We start from the raw sequence: 17,044 nt of genomic DNA, 5'->3' as shown, positions 1-17,044 counted from the left end.
TTGCAAGGGCTAGAAATCGCAACGCCCCGTTAACGCTGATGCCACTCAGACGATCGGCTAACTCATAGTTGAGTGGTTATGTTAACTGCAATTTCATCTGCATAACTGCATTTTAAAACCATCAAATATGATGGGTATGTCATGAGAAAAACGCTTTTTGTGTCGCTCGTTGCGCTGATGGCTGCTGCAGCTCCCCTGCGCGCCATGGCCGCCGACTGGATCGTAGCGAAGGTCAGTCAGCCCTCCAATTACACCGAAGACCGGAAAAACTGGACCGTTTTGAAGCCGGGCATGGTGGTTAAGGATAAAAGCTGGATCAGCACGGGACCGCGGGGACGGGTGGTCCTGCAGCGCGCCAAAGATCGCGTCACCTTCCAGCCTAACACGCTCGCCGGGGTCTATGAGCGGGCGGGCATGGCCATTCACACGGATTTCGCGCAGCAAACCGGCACGATAAGGCTCGAAATCGACCCGAAGAAGAAGCCCCATCTGGCCGTGCAGACCCCATTTCTCGCAGCCGTGGTCAAGGGAACCGTCTTTACGGTTTCCGTAACCGGCAAGGGCGCGAAGGTCGGTGTCGAGCGCGGACGTGTTGAGGTGACCGATTCCCTTTCCGGCGAACGGACGGGCGTGAAGGCTGGCCAGCAGGTCAGCGTGGACAGTAACCCGGCGACCGCGATGCGGTTGACCGGAACGAACACGAATTTCGAACCGGTCGTAGCGACAAAGCCGTTCACGCCTGCTGTTCCGGCGACCACGACCACCACCACGCCCTCTCCCAAGACTGTCACCAAAACAGCCGTGGAAGACACGCCCTCGACCACGCCCGCCGGGATCGGTACGGCGACCGGCGTTTCGGGCACGAGCATCGATACGGGAACGGATGTCGGCACCGGGGATGTGGGCGCCACAGGCACCGGTGCAACCGGAACCGGCCCGTCTGGAACCGGTGACAAGGGCACCGGAGGAAAAGGCACCGGCGGCAAGGACGGCAAGAGTACCGAAGGCACGGATGGCAAAGGCACCGAAGGTACGGACGGCAAGGGTACTGACGGCAAAGACGGCAAGGGCACCGGCGGCAAGGACGGCAAGGGCACTGGCGGCAAGGACGGCAAGGGCACCGGTGGCAAGGACGGCAAAGGCACCGGTGGCAAGGACGGCAAGGGCACCGACGGCAAAGACGGCAAGGGCACTGGCGGCAAGGACGGCAAGGGCACCGGCGGCAAGGACGGCAAGGGCACTGGCGGCAAGGACGGCAAGGGCACTGGCGGCAAGGACGGCAAGGGCACCGGTGGCAAGGACGGCAAGGGCACTGGCGGCAAGGACGGCAAGGGCACCGACGGCAAAGACGGCAAGGGCACCGGCGGCAAGGACGGTAAAGGCACCGGTGGCAAGGACGGTAAAGGGTCCGAGGGTAAGGGATCTGACGGGAAAGACGCCAAGGGACATGAGCCGTCCGGCAAGGGCGGGACCGAAGGAAAAGGGAAGGATTCTGACGGAAATTCCGGTAAAGATAGCTCTGACGGAAGCGAATCCGGCGACGACGGCGGCAAGGGCAACGGTGGAGCGGGTGAGGACGGAAGCGGCAATCATGACGGCAAGGGCGGGGGCAATGGGAACGGCGGCGGCAAGAGCGGCAGCGACCGCTAGATGGGCCGTTCCTGACGGGGTCGCGGTATCTTGGCTGTGAAACTCCGATTTCCGGGATCGCCCCGGCGTCTCCTGCTTCTCGCGATCAGCCTGGTACTGGCCCTGGCGGGTGGCTATGCCTTCAATGGCTTTGCCAGCCTCGACATGGTCGATCACGCACTGAGCGAGCGCCGCATGGCGCTAGCGCCGCGACGGGCGACCGGAAGCATTGCTTTTCTGGCCATCGACAAGAAGAGCCTGGATCGGGAGGGCGTCTGGCCCTGGCCACGCTCCATCTACGCCCAGATAATCCAGGAACTGACGAAGGCAGGCGTTCGCGACATTGCTTTCGATATCGATTTTTCCAACCGGTCCACACCGGACGAAGACAAGCGCTTCGCCGAGGCCCTGGCTGAGGCCGGCGGCGGTGTGATCCTCCCGGCCTTTCTCCAGCAAAGCGGGGTCGAAGCCGCCCGGCAACAGCTGGTTCTCTCGGAACCCATTCCTGAACTCGCCGCCAATTCCTGGCTTGGCTCGGTCAATGTCGTCCCGAACGAGGATGGTTTGGTGCGGGACATGCCTTTTGCAATCAGCACACCCGGTGGGCCTGTGACCTCGCTTCCCTTGCTTCTCGCGGGCCAGCAAGGCGAAAGCACCGACCGTTTTCCCATTGATTTCGCCATCGATCCCGCCACGGTCCCCGTCCATTCCATCGCCACCCTGCTCGACGGCAAGCTGTCTTCCGGGGCGCTCGACGGGAAATCGGTCTTGATCGGCGCGCAGGCGGTGGAGCTCAAGGATTATTTTGCGGTTCCGGTCCATGGAAATATTCCCGGCCCGATGGTGCAGATCCTGGCCGCAGAAACCTTGTTGCAGGAACGCCTTCAGACAAGTGTCCCGCCCTGGCTGGTGGCGCTCGCGGCGGCGGGGGGGCTCGGGCTGTTCTACCTGTGGCGGCCGCGGCGGCTGACGTTCCAGTATCTGGCGCTGGGCGGTCTCGCTCTCTGCTTTGAAATTGCCGCCTATGTGCTTTACCGCTTCTATGCGATCCATCTCCCGACTGCCGCCGTCCACACGGCCCTTGCCGCTGTTGCCTTTTCCCGCACCGTGCTGGAACTCGATATCCGCGGGTGGCTTCTGCGCATGGCCACCATCGAGAACCGGAACACGCGGCAGATTCTCGAGCAGGTGATCAACGATAATTCCGATGCCATCATCATTGCAGACGACACCGGCACGGTGATCGAAATGAACGGGCGGGTGAAGGAGGTGTTCAGAACCGGCAGCCGCATTGGCCCCGGGGTGGACATCGCCGGTTTTCTCCCGGACCGCCTGGTGAAGGAAGCCCAATCGATGTTCGCCCGCCTGAAGGGCGGAGAAGAGGTGCCACCGCTCAACCGGGAGATCGTCCTGACGTTTCAGAACGGGCTGCGTTGCATCGAATATTCGATCACGCCCTCCCGCCTGGAGCGACCGGAAGGGGTGGTCTTCATCATCTGCTTCGCCGCCCGCGACATCACCGAACGGCGTCTGCAGCAGGAAACGCTGGACCGGATGTCCCGCTTCGATCAGTTGACCGGTGCCCTCCGCCAGACGGAATTCCTGGAAAGGCTGGACCATCTGCTGCAGCAGATGGCCAAGGACCGGAACGGGACGGACGTGATGACCGTCTATTCGCTCAACCTGCACCGGTTCAAGACCATCAACACCACGCTCGGCCGCGATCTGGGGGATTCCCTTCTCGTGCTGGTGGCGCGCACGCTGGAAACGATCGATCCGGGCGTGTTGCTCGTCGGGCGGACGGGGGGAGATTCCTTCTGCCTCGCCCGCCGCGGCTCTCGCGAGGCGCTGGATGCGGAGCGTTTCGCGGACGAACTCATCCGCGAACTCGGCGTGCCCTTCCTGATCGACGGCCACCGCGCGAATGTGGGGCTGCATATCGGTTTTGCAACGGCCGCGCGCAGCACCGCCCAGACCGCGGAAACCCTGCTGGACAATGCGGAATTCGCCCTGGATGCATCCCGCGCCATCAATGGCTCCGGCTGGTCCCGTTTCGATCCCGCCGCATCGGACCGGATTGCCCGTTTCCGGGAGATGGAGCAGGAACTCTGGCGCTCGCTGGAAAAAGACGAAATTTCCGTCACTTATCAGCCGCAGGTCAACCTGGTCGATGGCCTCCTGATCGGGGTGGAAGCGCTGGTGCGGTGGAACCACCCGGCGCTCGGTCACATTTCGCCGGCCGATTTCGTGGAGATTGCCGAAGCGAACGGTTTCGTGGAAAAGCTTGGCCAATGGGTTCTGCACAAGGCCTGTGCCGATGCGATGACCTGGGACAGGCCGATTTCCATCGCGGTCAACGTGTCTCCGCTGCAATTCACCCGCGGGGATCTCGTGAGCGACGTTTCGGAGGCCTTGCGCAAGAGCGGTCTTCCGCCGAGCCGCTTGCAACTGGAAATCACCGAATCCACTTTCCTTGACCAATCCGGCGATCTGGTCGAAAAACTGCATGCCCTGAAGGCGCTGGGGATCACGCTCGCCCTCGATGATTTCGGCACGGGCTATTCCTCTTTCGGCTATCTCTCGAAATTTCCCCTGGACAAGCTCAAGCTGGACCAGCTCTTCGTGCGGACCTTGACCGATAGCGCCTCGAGCAAGGCGATCATCCGGTCGGTCCGGTCGCTGTGCGAGGGGCTTCAGATCACCATGATCTGCGAAGGCGTGGAAACGGAGGAACAGCGCCGGTTCCTGATCGACGTCGGTTGCGAACAGGGGCAGGGGTGGCTTTTCGGCAAGCCCCAGCAGACGAGCGCGATCCGCACGCTGACCGCCCAGAATGCCTAGGTTGCGGAAACCCGCCCCCCTCTGACAGAGTGTTTTGCAACAAACGATTCTGATGCGAGGTTGAGATGGATCCCGATGGCGTGCTGGAATACTGGTTCGGAGCGCTGGGATGGGACGAGTGGTTCCGTCAATCCGATGCGATAGACCAGGAGATTACCCGCCGATTTCGCGATCTCCATCTGGATCTGGCCCGCCGTTGTGACAATCGCTGGCTTTCCGATGCGGAAGCGACTCTTGCCGCCATTCTCGTCTTCGACCAGTTCCCCCGGAACATCTATCGCGGCACCCCGCTTGCCTTTGCTACCGATTGTCTTGCCTTGGCTCTCGCCAATCGCGCGGTCGAACAGGGTTTCGACCAGGCGGTGGCCGCGGAGAGACGGCCCTTCTTCTATCTGCCCTTCGAACATAGCGAGCGGATCGAAGACCAGGACCGGTCCGTGGCCTATTTCGAGGCGCTGGGCATCCCGCTCTATCTCGATTATGCCGAGCGACACCGTCAGGTGATCCGCGAGTTTGGGCGTTTTCCGCATCGCAATCCCATTCTCATGCGGGAGTCGACGCCAGAGGAGCGGGACTATCTTTCCAGACCCGGTGCCGGTTTTTAAGGGCCGCCGGCGCAACGTGCCTTTCTAATGCCGTTCTTTGTGTTAGAGCAGAAACCCTGTCTTGGTGTTCCGCGCCGCCTGCGCGTCCGGGAAAAGGGAATTTTCATGTCTGCGCTTCGGTTCTCGCCGAAAACGATCCTCCGCCTTCTTGGGGTGGTGGCGGTCCTGGTGTCCGCTTCGCCGTCCGGTCCGGCTCTCGCCCAACAGCCAGCGGCTGTGCCGCCGGCCTCTGCACCGGCGCAGCCAAGCGCGACCGATCCCCTTGCCGAGCTGGCGCAGACGATCGAAAAGGCGCGGCGCCAGCTGGCTTCCCTGCGCGACCTTGCCACCAAGGGCAACAATGACGATGCACGGCTGGTAGATCTGAAGGCCAAGGTCGACGATCTCAGCCGGAACGTCCTGAAAAGCACGGTGAATCTTCGGCCCCGGCTGGAGGAAATCGCCAAGCGCCTGACGGAGCTCGGCGACCCCCCGAAGGACGGGCAGCCGCCCGAAGCGGCGGAAGTGACGGCCGAACGCAACCGGCTGACCGAAGAACGGGGCCGGATCAACGGCATCACCGGGGATGCGGAGAACCTCTCCGAAGACGCCTCCACGCTGGCCAACGATATCACCGAAATGCGTCGCAAGCTGTTCACGGACACGTTGACCCGTCGATCCGTTTTCAATGGCGACATGCTGGCCGAGGCCAGTTCCGCGCTGGCAACGGAATTCGGCAATCTGACCCGCGCCATTACCAGCTGGCTGAACTTCGTCTGGCGGACCAAGAAACTTCAGCTCTTCGGCGCGGTCATGCTGTCGCTGGTTTCCGCGCTGGTGCTGTTGTCCGGTGGCTACCGCATGGTGGGCTTCCTGATCCGGCGGAGGGCGGACGAGCCAGACCCCTCCTATATCAGCCGTCTGTCGGTGGCCTTCTGGTCGACACTGCTGTCGGTGATGGTGCTGGGATCGTTTCTGGGCGCCTGCTATTTCTTCCTGGATACGTTCAATGTGCTCCGTCCGGATATTGCCCCGATCCTTTCCGGGGCACTCAGTTTCTTCGGGCTCGTCTATTTCGTATGGCGATTGAGCCATGCGGTCTTCTCGCCGTTCCAGCCCACATGGCGGCTGGTGCGGGTATCGAACAGCGGAGCATTCTGGATCGTCGCGGCGGTCGTGGCGATGACCTTCGTGAATGGCCTCGACTATCTCCTGAGCGCCGTCAGCGTGGCATTGGGCTCGCCGGTGGTGTTGACGGTGGCGAAAAGCCTGATCGCATCGGTCATTATCGGGGTCATCCTGATCGCCATGACGTTTTCCCGGCCGGCGCTGGCCGAGGATGGAGATGTGGATGCGCCCGGAAAGCCCTGGCCGCGGTTCCTCGCCGGTACGCTTCGTTTGGCGGGTCTCGGCCTCATCCTGGCCGCGCTTGTCGGATATGTTGGCCTTGCGCGTTTCGTCTCGACGCAGATCACGCTGACCGGCGCCGTGCTTGTCATGATGTATATCGGGATTTTGTCCGGCAAGGCCGCCTCGCGGCAGGGCAGCTTCGGCGGAACGCTGGTCGGGCAGTATATTCGCCGGCGTTTCAAGCTGGATACGGTGGCCCTGGATCAGTTGGGCCTTGCGGCAGGATTCGGTATTTATCTCCTGGCGCTTTTGACCGGGATTCCCCTGATCCTGCTTTCCTGGGGCTTCCAGGTGCGGGATCTGCAGCTCTGGGCCTACCGGCTGTTCACGGAAATTACCATCGGCAATATTTCGATCTCGCTGGTCGGGATCATCAGCGGCGTGCTGATTTTCATTCTGGGCCTTTTCGGTACCCGGTGGTTCCAGCGCTGGCTCGACGGCAATGTCATGGCGCGCAGTCATATGGATGCGGGGGTGCGCAATTCCGTCAGGACGGGGGTGGGTTATCTCGGCGTGGCGCTCGCTGGCCTCATCGGCATTTCGGCGGCGGGCATCGATCTCTCCAGCCTGGCCCTGGTGGCGGGCGCCCTGTCCCTCGGCATCGGTTTCGGCCTGCAGAACATCGTCTCGAATTTCGTGTCCGGGCTGATCCTTCTCGTCGAGCGTCCGTTCAAGGTGGGGGACTGGGTGGTGACGGGAACGACCGAAGGCTTCGTTCGCCGCATTTCGGTTCGCGCAACGGAAATCGAAACCTTCCAGCATCAGTCGATCATCGTTCCCAATTCCGAGCTGATCAATGCCTCCGTCGGCAACTGGACCCACCGCAATCGGCTGGGCCGCGTGGAAATTCCCGTCTCGGTGTCCTATGACAGCGACCCCCAGGAGGTCATGCAGATCCTGCTTGACCTTGCCAACAATCATTCGCTCGTCCTGCACAATCCGGAACCGTCCGTGGCCTTTATGGCCTTCGGTCCCTTTTCGCTGGATTTCGAGCTGCGGCTCTATCTGGCGGATCTCTTCAACGGCACCCAGGTGCGCAACGATATCCGCATCGGCATTCTGGAAGTCTTCAAGGAAAAGGGAATCGTCATTCCCATGCCCCAGCGCAATCTGACGGTAACGCTCGACGGGTCTCGCATTGCGGACATTACCGAAGAAGGGGAGACCGGAAAGATCCTGCGGGAAACGCTGCGCCGCAGGACAGAGACCGACGTGCCCGACGTCGACACGAAAACGGTGCAGAAATAGGACCTGAATGGGGCATTCATGCGTCATTCACTGCGTCATGCTATATAAGGAGCGTATCGGGCCTCAACATCCGAAGCCCATCGATCAGGGGGCGGCGCGCAATCCGCGCCGGTATGCCGATGAAAAGCACGCTTTGCGGAATTTGCCTCTCCCTTCTTCTGCCGGTCGCGGCAGCCTCCGCGGCCACACTGGTGAATGCGGGTTCGGAACCGGTCGTGGTTCAGGTTTCGGAACCGTCCGGGCGCATGGATGTCTCGCTGGATCCCGGTGCCAGCGAAGAGGTCTGTCCTTCCGGTTGCTTTCTGACCCTGCCGAGCGGTGACCGCATCGGTCTGGCCGGCGGCGAAACGGTGGAAATCGAGAACGGCACGGCCCATATCCAGTAGGCCGTTCGCCCGGAAATACCCCCTAATTTTTCTGGTGGGGCTTTTGCATTAACATTTAAGAAAATTGTTCTCGTTAGCTTATTTCGAGTTGAATAAAAATTGCGCTACATAAGGATAAGCCATGGGTTTTCTGGGTATTTCTGGAATGCAATATTCCGGCGAGTCGTTGAACCATGCGCGCATTCTGTTGGCGGAAGATTCCAACGTCTTCACCTCCATGATCGGCAAGCGCCTGAAGGAGCTTTTCGATATCGACATTCTCATCTGCCGCAATTTCGAAGAGTTGCAGCTGGTCTATGACAAGTCGCAGGAGCCGATCTCCCTCGCCATCTCCAACATCAATCTTCCCGGAGCCGAGAACGGCGAGGCTCTGGATTATCTGATCGACCTCAGCATCCCCACCATCGTCTTTACCGGCACGTTTCAGGAAAGCACCCGCGAGCAGATCCTGGCCAAGGACATCGTGGATTATGTGCTAAAAGATAACATTTTTGCGGTCGACATGCTGGCGGAATCCGTCTGCCGTTTCCTTACCAACCATCGGCATCACGTGCTGATCGTCGATGACAGCGCGACCGCGCGCGCTCTTCTGTCCAGCCGACTGAAGCGTTACAATTTCCGCGTCAGCCTGGCCGAAAATGGGGCAAAAGCGCTCGAAATTCTTAAAGCCAATCCGGATATCGGCCTGATGGTAACGGATTACAACATGCCTGATATCGACGGCTTCGAGCTCACCCGACGGATCCGCGCCAATACCGGTTCCCATCAGCTTAGAATCATTGGGGTTTCTTCCTCGTCAAACCGGCTTCTGTCGGCGCGCTTCCTCAAGGCCGGCGGAAACGATTTCATGCTACGTCCTTTCATCGATGAAGAGTTCTATTGCCGCGTTAACCAGAATCTCGACACGCTCGTGCAGATCAGGAACGCCAAAAGCACCTGAATCGGGTCTTTGGGCGAGCTGGGTCGCGTTCGCGGATTGCATTTGTGTAAGGTAAATTTGCGCATTTTTAATCACTAACTATTTAAGTTTGAAAGAGTTTGCCAAACCTTGGTTCATCAATCTCCATTAGATTGTGATCATGGGAATGGCAGCACTTTCCTCGTTCTGACAGCCGTACTCCGGCTGACGTGGCAGGAATGGAATGCCGGTTGAAAATGCGCGTGTAACACGGATCATAGTATGACCGATGGCCAACCGATAATTGCCGGACAACAGACGATCCTTCTGGTGGAGGATTCGCGTCTGTTCACTTCCGTTCTGTCCTTCCGCTTCCAGAGCGAGCTGGGGCTTTCGGTCGTCCATTGCGGTACGCTTTCGGCTGTGCAGGATATCCTGAAGTCCGGTGATCGCCAATTCTCGCTTGCCATGGTGGATCTGAACCTGCCGGGTTCTCCGCGCGGTGAAGTGCTCAACCTCACCCTTGCCAACAATATTCCGACTGTCGTCTTCACCGGCAGCTTCAGCCCGGAAACCCGCGCGGAAGTCATGCAGCGCCACGTGGTCGACTATGTCATGAAAGATAATGAACTGGCGCTGGAGAAGGCTTTTGCCGCCGTGCGCCAGGCCCTCGAAAACCGCAAGCGCCGGGTGCTTCTGGTGGAGCGGGAAACGGCGGGCGCTGCCGATGTCGCCCAAGCCCTGCGGCGCATGCTGTTTCAGGTGGACGAGGTCCGCAACGGCTGGGACGGATTGGCCATGCTGGAGAAGGCCGCCTATCACATGGTCGTCTGCGGCGAACAGCTGAGCGACATGAGCGGTGCGGAGTTTTGCAGGCGGGTGCGCAAGCAACATCCCAGCAACCAGCTTGCCGTCATCGGTCTCTATCCGCCGGAAGATACGTTCAACGGCCTGCTGTTCCTCCGCGCCGGCGCTTCTGACGCCGTGCGCATGCCCATCGTTCCGGAAGAATTCCAGTGCCGCGTTGCCCATCATGTGGATGTGCTCGGCCAGTTGCAAGCGCTGCGGGCCAGTGCCGCTTCGGATTACCTCACCGGCCTCTATAACCGCCGTTACTTCTTCGCCGAGGGACCGAAAATCATTCATCGCGGTCTGAAGGTGGGGCGCCATCTCTCGATCGGCGTGCTCGACATCGATCACTTCAAGCGTCTCAACGACACCTACGGCCACGAAATCGGCGATATCGTGCTGGTGGCCGTGGCCAACAAGCTGAAGGCCGAGGTGGAAAGCACCGGCCATCTTCTCTGTCGCCTGGGTGGCGAGGAGTTCGGCCTCATGGTCGTGGATCTGGATGCCGCGGAGGCAACCGCCTATTTCGACGAACTGCGCCGCCGCGTCGGTACGGTGAAGGTGGTCGCGGACGAGGAGGAGCTGTCGATCACCGTTTCTATCGGCGTGGCGGAAATCTCCGGCTTCGAAACATTCGACAACTACATCAATGCGGCAGACCAGTTCCTGTATATGGCAAAGCACCGCGGCCGCAATCAAGTCTATTCGGATTATCTGATGGCGACCGAGAGCTCGCGCGCCAGACGCGCAGCCTCCTGAGGGATCGCTATCCGCATCCACACAAGAAAAAGCCGCCTTTCCGGCGGCTTTCTGCATTCTTTGCGGCTTGCGGAGACCGGTTCAGACCACCACGCCCGTGCGATTGGAATTCATGTTGATCTTGCGTTCAGCCCGTTCCTGCTGGGGCGAGCGGTTGTAAAGCTCGCGATAGCACTTCGAGAAGTGCGACGCGGATACGAAACCGCAGGCAACCGCCACTTCCACCACGGGCATGGAGGATTGCACCAGCAGATGCCGGGCGCGGTCAAGCCGGATTTCGAGATAGTAGCGGGCAGGGGACCGGCCCATTTCCTGGCGGAAAAGCCGTTCGATCTGGCGTCTGGAAAGACCCGCATGATCGGCAATTTCCAGAAGCGACAGCGGCTCTGCGAGATTGCTTTCCATCAGCTCGATGATCGAGAGCACCTTGGAGTTCTGCACGCCGAGGCGCGCGCGCAGCGGCAGGCGCTGGCGGTCGTGGGCGCTGCGGACCCGGTCGGTCAGGGCCTGTTCGCAAACGCGGTTGACGAGATTCTCGCCGAAATCCTGGCTGATCAGGTTCAGCATCATGTCCAGCGAAGCGGTGCCGCCGGCGCAGGTATAGATGTTGCTGTCGATTTCGTAGAGGTCGGCATAAACCTCGGCCTGCGGGAAGGTTTCCGCAAAGCCGGGCAGGTTTTCCCAATGGATCGCGCACCGTTTGCCATTCAGCAGGCCGGCCTGGGCAAGCACATGGGCGCCCGTGCATAGGCTGCCGACGGATACGCCGCGGTTATAGACTTCGCGAAGCCAGGCCGAGACGGACTTGTTGTGGAACTCCTCCACATAGATACCCGAACAGACAATCGCCATGTTGGGACGGCCTTCGCCTGACAGATGGCGGCGCTCGTCCGCAAGCGAGGTGTTGACCTCGATGCTGATGCCCGAGGAGGAAGCGACCTTTTGCCCGTCGACCGAAGCCAGACGCCAGACATAGGCCGGGTAACCCAGCATCCGGTTGGCGATACGCAATGTCTCGATGGCCGCCGAGAAGGGAAGCATCGAAAAGTGGGGTACGAGGAAGAAGACGATCGAGCGCTTCTTGGTCTGTGCCTTGTTCATGACCTGAACTCCCGCAGAGAGGTGAAAATGCGTGTCGCACATCCCGGCCAGGTCCCCGTATCGTGGGCGTGGCAGGCAAGGTCGGCTTTCGGGCAGGGCGGCGGACATCATGCCATGCCGCATCGCCTATTGCTCAAAAACGACATTTACACTGACGCAGCATTTCGCGGAAGGGGGGACTAAAGGCGACATTCGCAAAATATTTGCGACATGAGCCGTAGATTTCTTTGTGGGTGGTTGTGCACTACACTTTCAGGTAGGCCGATAAAAACCCTTCACATAAGTAAATTTACCAAGTTTTCCCGAAATGGCAGGCAGGGCGGGGCCGACCGGGAACATGCCGCTGCCCCGCCCTTTTTCGCTGTCGCAAATTGACCGTTGTTCACTTTCGGTCCTGCTCCGCTGCAGGCCAGCCTATGTCCTTCAGGATATGGTCCGGAAGCTGATCAGCCTGTCTCATGCGGGACAGAGCCCATGCTTTTTCAAGAAGGGCGAGCGGTCTCGCCAACAGGCTAGAAAGGCCCTCAAGGGTGCCGGAAAAAAGGTCAAGAGCGGGCATTGCCCGCCGCCGTGAAGCGGGGGAGATGGTGGTCATGTCGGTATCCTTTCGCTATCGAACGCTTGGGAGGATCGTTCGTCATCCTCACTATGCGCCGGGTTTAATGATCAATCCAGAGAATGTTTTTGATCATATCAATCAGAATATGTGATCTTTGCGGAAGCGGCGATTCGCGGAAAACTTGTCCTTGAGACAAATCCCGGGATTGACCCAGAAGGGATTCGGCGATCAGAATATCGAACAGATGGAGTTTTTGAATTCAAAAAAACTGAAAGATAAAACCATGACCGTGTCGTTCCGCCAGCCCTTGCCGCTGCTCGATCTCGATGTGTTGCGCACCTTTGTTGCCATTGCCGAGACCGGCAACTTCTCGACGGCCGCCGAGGTAGTGTTTCGCACGCCATCGGCCGTTTCGATGCAGGTGAAGAAGCTGGAGGACCAGCTGGGGACGGTGCTTTTCCTCCGCGACGCGCGATCGGTGAGCCTGACGGAAGGGGGCGAAACGCTGCTTGGCTATGCGCGACGCATGATTGCGCTCTCCAACGAGGCCGTGTCCCGGTTCATCATGCCCGACATGCGGGGCGTCGTCCGGCTTGGCGCGCCGGAGGATATCGGCGAACGCCTGCTGCCAGCCGTTCTCAAGCGGTTTGCCGATACGCATCCGGGCATCATGGTGGATGTCACCATCGACATGAGCTCCCGGCTGATCGCACGGGTGGACGAGCAGCGGCTCGATCTGGCGCTGATCAACTGTTCGAAGGCCGCTCACCAGGAGCGGGGAGAACTCATCCTGCGCGACCGCCTTGTCTGGGCCGGAGCCAAATGCGGGACGGCGCATCTGCGCGATCCGCTTCCAATCTCCATCTGGGAAGATGGCTGCATCTGGCGGGCGGAAGCCCTGCAGGCGCTGGAAAAACAGAAGCGCGCCTATCGCATTGCCTATCTCTCGAGCCATACCATGGCGCAGCGCGCCGCCGTCGTGTCCGACCTCGCCATCGCGCCGCTGCCGCGTGCCAATCTTACGGATGACATGAAGGCGCTCAGCGAGAAGGATGGCCTGCCTGAGCTGGGCCTGTTCGATATCCGCCTCATCACCTCTAACACGCGAGCCTCCGGCCCGGTCACTGCGGTGGCCGACAGCATCCGCCATTTCTTCGACGACTTGCCGAAGGCGGCGTAGGGGTTCGTTGCGGGTCGCCGCATTCCAGCCGCTCGGTGCGCTCTGCAGAATAGATGAGCAGCGGATAGGCCGGCCTTAGCCGTCATCCTCGGCCTCGTGCCGGGGATTTGCAGCCGTATTTTCAAATGAAAAGGAAGCAGAGGCACGGGCAAGCCCGCGCATGACGGCAATGGACCGCGTCTGTTTCAAGAACAACAAAGCCCATCCCACCTGAGAGCGGGATGGGCTGGGTTCAAATCTGACGCCTGCGCGAAAGACGTATCAATCCCGGTTTCTGCGGCGGCGGCGGCCGCCGCCTTCGCCTCCGTCGTCCGCCAGCACCTTGCGCTCGGGCAGGGTGACGACGCTCGCCAGATTGGGGAAGGCATCCACCTTGTTCGGCATGGCCATAGCATTGACGAAGAGCTGCTGGAAGTTGGGCTCCAGCGCCGTTTCGATCTTCTCGATGCGGGTGACGGTTTCCTCGATCTCGCGACGATGGTCGCGGTTGAGCAGCGCCATCAGCGCCCCGGTGCCGGCCGCATTGCCCACGGCCTTTACCTTGGTGAGGTCGCAATCCGGGATCAGGCCGAGGACCATGGCGTATTTCGGATCGATGAAGGAGCCGAAGGCGCCGGCGAAGCGGATCGTATCGACGGTTTCGACGCCCTGCTTTTCCATCAGCAGCTTGATGCCCGCATAGAGCGCGGCCTTGGCGAGCTGGATCGCCCGCACGTCGTTCTGCGTCACGGTGATGCGGGGTTCGCCATCGCGCAGAAGGTAGGAGAAGGTGCGACCGTTCGGGATGATGCGATGGCTTTTTTCCGCCATTCCGCCGTCGATCATGCCGTCTTCGGAGATCACGCCCGAGAGATACATTTCGGCAACCACCTCGATGATGGCCGAGCCGCAGATACCGGTGACGCCGACGGCGCCCACGGCTTCCTCGAAGCCCTCTTCATCCGACCACTTGTCGACGCCAATGACGCGGAAGCGCGGTTCCAGCGTGACGGGATCGATGCGGACGCGCTCGATGGCGCCCGGCGCGGCGCGCTGGCCGGAGGAAATTTCGGCCCCTTCGAAGGCCGGGCCGGTCGGGGAGGAGGCGGCCACCACGCGGCTCGAATTGCCGAGGATGATTTCCGCGTTGGTGCCGACATCGACAAGCAGCATCATCTCGTCCTGGCGGTAGGGGCCTTCGGAAAGTGTCGCGCCTGCCGCATCTGCGCCCACATGGCCGGCGATGCAGGGCAGCATGTAGACGCGTGCGCCCCGGTTCACGTCGAGCTCGATGTCATGCGCCCAGTATTGCAGCGCGCCGGAAACGGCCAGCGCAAAAGGTGCCTGACCCAGTTCCGTCGGATCGATGCCGAGGAAGAGGTGGTGCATGATTGGGTTGGCCACGAAGACCGAATCGAGAATGTCATGCCGGTTGACGCCGCCTTCCTCGCAGACCTTGCCGATCAGGTCGTTGACGGCCTCGCGCACGGCCTTCGTCATGGCTTCCCGGCCATCCGGGTTCATCATCACGTAGGAGACGCGGCTCATCAGGTCTTCGCCGAAGCGGATCTGCGGGTTGGACGTGCCGGAGGAGCCGACGATCCGGCCCGACAGCAGCGAGACCAGATGCATGGCGATGGTGGTGGAGCCGATATCGCAGGCAATGCCATAGGCTTCGTTCTTCAGGCCGGGCCAGAGCCCGACGATGAAGGGGCGGGACGAGTCCATGTCGCGGTGGATGGCGGCGGTGACGCCCCATTCGCCCTTGCGCAGGATCGACTGCACCTGCGGGATCAGGTGCGGCGCGATCAGCAGATCCTTCCAGCCCCAGTCCTTTTCCAGAACGGCCTTCAGACGGTCGAGATCGCCGAGCGGCTTGTGCATATCCGGCTCTTCCACTTCCACGAAGCAGAGCTGGACGGCAGCGTTGCGTTCGATGACGCGGTCGGTCGCGGCCTTTCGCACGACCTGCGCATTGACGACCGTATCCTGCGGCACGTCGACCACGAGATCGCCGAGAATCTGGGCGGAGCAGGAGAGGCGGCGCCCCTCGGGCAGGCCGCGCACGCGGTCATAGCGCTCTTCCTTCGGGCCGATCGGCGAGATGTGGTCGTTGGAAGACACGATCTGGTGCTTGGCGAAATTGCCTTCCTGCACGGTGATCTGGCACCGGCCACAGGTGGCGCGTCCACCGCAGACGCTTTCCACATAGACGCCCAATTGTCGGGCTGCATCCAGAACGGGCGTTCCCACGGGGAACCGGCCACGCTTGCCGGAGGGCATGAAGAGAACCAGAGCGTCTTTTTCTGCGGTATCGGTCATTTCGCTGTTCCGTACTTCCCGTCATTCCGCCAGGCCACGATTGGCCCGGAGCCGGATGCGATATTGCAGTCTTGGCGGAATTGACAATTGTTTATTTCCGACATGCGAAGACCACCCTCGGTGAAAAGGGTGGTCTGTATTGTCCTGAATGAGACGGGAGAGTGCGGGGTCGCCCCCTCATCCGCCTGCCGGCACCTTCTCCCCGGTGGGGAGAAGAGACTTGCAGCCGTCTCCGCAAACTCCCTCCTCTCCCCAGCGGGGAGAGGGTGGCGCGCATGCGCCGGGTGAGGGGGCGGTACGGCACGGCGCGTTCTTGTGGATTACTCCGCCTTCGCACCGGCGCCGGCGCGGGCGGCGCGGCCACCGCGGCGGCCACCGGCGGCAGCCGGGGCTGCGGATGCAGCGGGAGCTGCACCGGCAGCAGCCGGAGCGTGATCGCGATAGGTCATGATCCAGTTGGAGCAGTTCGGGTCGGTGCCGTTCAGAACGTTGGCAGCGCGGACGGCTTCCATTTCCTGCGGACGGCAGGGGTTCATGATCGCCGAGGTCATGCCGGCGCCGATGACCATCGGGATGAAGCCGGCATTGATGCCGTGGCGGTGCGGGAGACCGAAGGAGATGTTCGACAGACCGCAGGTGGTGTTCACCTTCAGCTCTTCGCGCAGGCGGCGCAGCAGGGCGAACACCTGGCGGCCGGCATCGCCAAGAGCGCCGATCGGCATGACGAGCGGGTCGACGACGATGTCATGCGACTTGATGCCGTAATCGGCCGCGCGCTCGACGATCTTCTTGGCGACCGCGAAGCGGACGTCCGGATCCATGGAGATGCCGGTTTCGTCGTTGGAGATGGCCACGACCGGCACGTTGTACTTGGCGCAGAGCGGCAGGATGGCTTCCAGCTTCTCTTCTTCGCCGGTAACCGAGTTGACCAGCGGACGGCCCTTGGCAACCTTGAGGGCCGCTTCGATGGCAGCCGTCACCGAGCTGTCGATGGCGAGCGGCACGTCGACCAGACCCTGGACGATCTCAAGGGTCTTGACCAGCAGCGCCGGCTCGGTTTCGTTCGGATTGACCGAGGTCACGCCTGCATTGACGTCGAGCATGGTGGCGCCGGCGGCAACCTGTTCCAGCGCGTCCTTCTTGACCGTTTCGAAGTTGCCTTCGATCATTTCGGCAGCCAGCTTCTTGCGACCGGTCGGGTTGATGCGCTCGCCGATAACGCAGAACGGCTGGTCGAAGCCGATGACGATTTCGCGAGTGGCGGAAGCAACGATAGTGCGCGTCATTTCAGTCTGATCC

The 17,044-nt window shown here is 61.1% G+C and carries 11 protein-coding genes; 8 read left to right on the top strand and 3 right to left on the bottom strand.

Annotated elements, in window-relative coordinates; genetic code table 11:
- Positions 1 to 141: 141 nt before the first annotated feature.
- The 7 genes from ACT54B_RS00875 (at position 142) to ACT54B_RS00845 (ending at position 10,604) form a co-directional block, all read left to right on the top strand.
- Entirely contained in the window at positions 142 to 1,650 is a 1,509-nt protein-coding gene (locus tag ACT54B_RS00875) for a FecR domain-containing protein (RefSeq protein WP_476042133.1), read from the top strand.
- A 36-nt stretch (positions 1,651 to 1,686) separates the two neighbouring features.
- On the top strand, positions 1,687 to 4,470 hold the full coding sequence (locus tag ACT54B_RS00870) for an EAL domain-containing protein (RefSeq protein WP_476043444.1): 2,784 nt from the start codon (positions 1,687 to 1,689) through the stop codon (positions 4,468 to 4,470).
- Between the two features lie 65 nt (positions 4,471 to 4,535).
- Complete coding sequence (locus ACT54B_RS00865) at positions 4,536 to 5,075, top strand: DUF924 family protein (protein ID WP_476042131.1); 540 nt, start codon at positions 4,536 to 4,538, stop codon at positions 5,073 to 5,075.
- Positions 5,076 to 5,180: 105 nt separating this feature from the next.
- Positions 5,181 to 7,712 carry a mechanosensitive ion channel family protein gene (locus ACT54B_RS00860; protein ID WP_476042129.1) on the top strand — a complete coding sequence of 844 codons (2,532 nt, stop codon included), beginning with the start codon at positions 5,181 to 5,183 and terminating at the stop codon, positions 7,710 to 7,712.
- Positions 7,713 to 7,831: 119 nt separating this feature from the next.
- The gene (locus ACT54B_RS00855; RefSeq protein ID WP_476042128.1) at positions 7,832 to 8,098 is read left to right on the top strand and encodes a hypothetical protein; all 267 of its coding nucleotides are present in this window, start codon (positions 7,832 to 7,834) and stop codon (positions 8,096 to 8,098) included.
- 121 nt (positions 8,099 to 8,219) lie between these two features.
- On the top strand, positions 8,220 to 9,038 hold the full coding sequence (locus tag ACT54B_RS00850) for a response regulator (RefSeq protein ID WP_476042126.1): 819 nt from the start codon (positions 8,220 to 8,222) through the stop codon (positions 9,036 to 9,038).
- Positions 9,039 to 9,278: 240 nt separating this feature from the next.
- Positions 9,279 to 10,604 (top strand): GGDEF domain-containing protein, encoded by a 1,326-nt coding sequence (locus ACT54B_RS00845; protein WP_476042124.1) that lies wholly within the window; start codon positions 9,279 to 9,281, stop codon positions 10,602 to 10,604.
- 81 nt (positions 10,605 to 10,685) lie between these two features.
- Here the strand turns inward: ACT54B_RS00845 and ACT54B_RS00840 are convergent, their stop codons facing one another.
- Positions 10,686 to 11,705 (bottom strand): GlxA family transcriptional regulator, encoded by a 1,020-nt coding sequence (locus ACT54B_RS00840; RefSeq protein ID WP_476042123.1) that lies wholly within the window; start codon positions 11,703 to 11,705, stop codon positions 10,686 to 10,688.
- 842 nt (positions 11,706 to 12,547) lie between these two features.
- On the opposite strand from ACT54B_RS00840, the gene ACT54B_RS00835 reads away from it, so the two are divergent.
- Positions 12,548 to 13,444 (top strand): LysR substrate-binding domain-containing protein, encoded by an 897-nt coding sequence (locus tag ACT54B_RS00835; protein WP_476042121.1) that lies wholly within the window; start codon positions 12,548 to 12,550, stop codon positions 13,442 to 13,444.
- Between the two features lie 261 nt (positions 13,445 to 13,705).
- On the opposite strand, the gene ACT54B_RS00830 is transcribed toward ACT54B_RS00835, so the two are convergent.
- Entirely contained in the window at positions 13,706 to 15,745 is a 2,040-nt protein-coding gene (locus ACT54B_RS00830; RefSeq protein ID WP_476042120.1) for an ASKHA domain-containing protein, read from the bottom strand.
- 320 nt (positions 15,746 to 16,065) lie between these two features.
- On the bottom strand, positions 16,066 to 17,031 hold the full coding sequence (locus ACT54B_RS00825; RefSeq protein ID WP_476042118.1) for a methyltetrahydrofolate cobalamin methyltransferase: 966 nt from the start codon (positions 17,029 to 17,031) through the stop codon (positions 16,066 to 16,068).
- Positions 17,032 to 17,044: the final 13 nt, after the last annotated feature.

The sequence above is a fragment of the Gellertiella sp. DMC107 genome, from assembly GCF_056313605.1.
This window is presented reverse-complemented; position numbering and strand designations above follow the sequence as displayed.

What these genes read in the sequence shown, in the direction of transcription:
- ACT54B_RS00830 (WP_476042120.1), bottom strand. Translation starts at nt 15,745, where the DNA reads ATGACCGATACCGCAGAAAAAGACGCTCTGGTTCTCTTCATGCCCTCC.
- ACT54B_RS00855 (WP_476042128.1), top strand. Translation starts at nt 7,832, where the DNA reads ATGAAAAGCACGCTTTGCGGAATTTGCCTCTCCCTTCTTCTGCCGGTC.
- ACT54B_RS00875 (WP_476042133.1), top strand. Translation starts at nt 142, where the DNA reads ATGAGAAAAACGCTTTTTGTGTCGCTCGTTGCGCTGATGGCTGCTGCA.
- ACT54B_RS00840 (WP_476042123.1), bottom strand. Translation starts at nt 11,705, where the DNA reads ATGAACAAGGCACAGACCAAGAAGCGCTCGATCGTCTTCTTCCTCGTA.
- ACT54B_RS00865 (WP_476042131.1), top strand. Translation starts at nt 4,536, where the DNA reads ATGGATCCCGATGGCGTGCTGGAATACTGGTTCGGAGCGCTGGGATGG.
- ACT54B_RS00850 (WP_476042126.1), top strand. Translation starts at nt 8,220, where the DNA reads ATGGGTTTTCTGGGTATTTCTGGAATGCAATATTCCGGCGAGTCGTTG.
- ACT54B_RS00825 (WP_476042118.1), bottom strand. Translation starts at nt 17,031, where the DNA reads ATGACGCGCACTATCGTTGCTTCCGCCACTCGCGAAATCGTCATCGGC.
- ACT54B_RS00845 (WP_476042124.1), top strand. Translation starts at nt 9,279, where the DNA reads ATGACCGATGGCCAACCGATAATTGCCGGACAACAGACGATCCTTCTG.
- ACT54B_RS00835 (WP_476042121.1), top strand. Translation starts at nt 12,548, where the DNA reads ATGACCGTGTCGTTCCGCCAGCCCTTGCCGCTGCTCGATCTCGATGTG.
- ACT54B_RS00860 (WP_476042129.1), top strand. Translation starts at nt 5,181, where the DNA reads ATGTCTGCGCTTCGGTTCTCGCCGAAAACGATCCTCCGCCTTCTTGGG.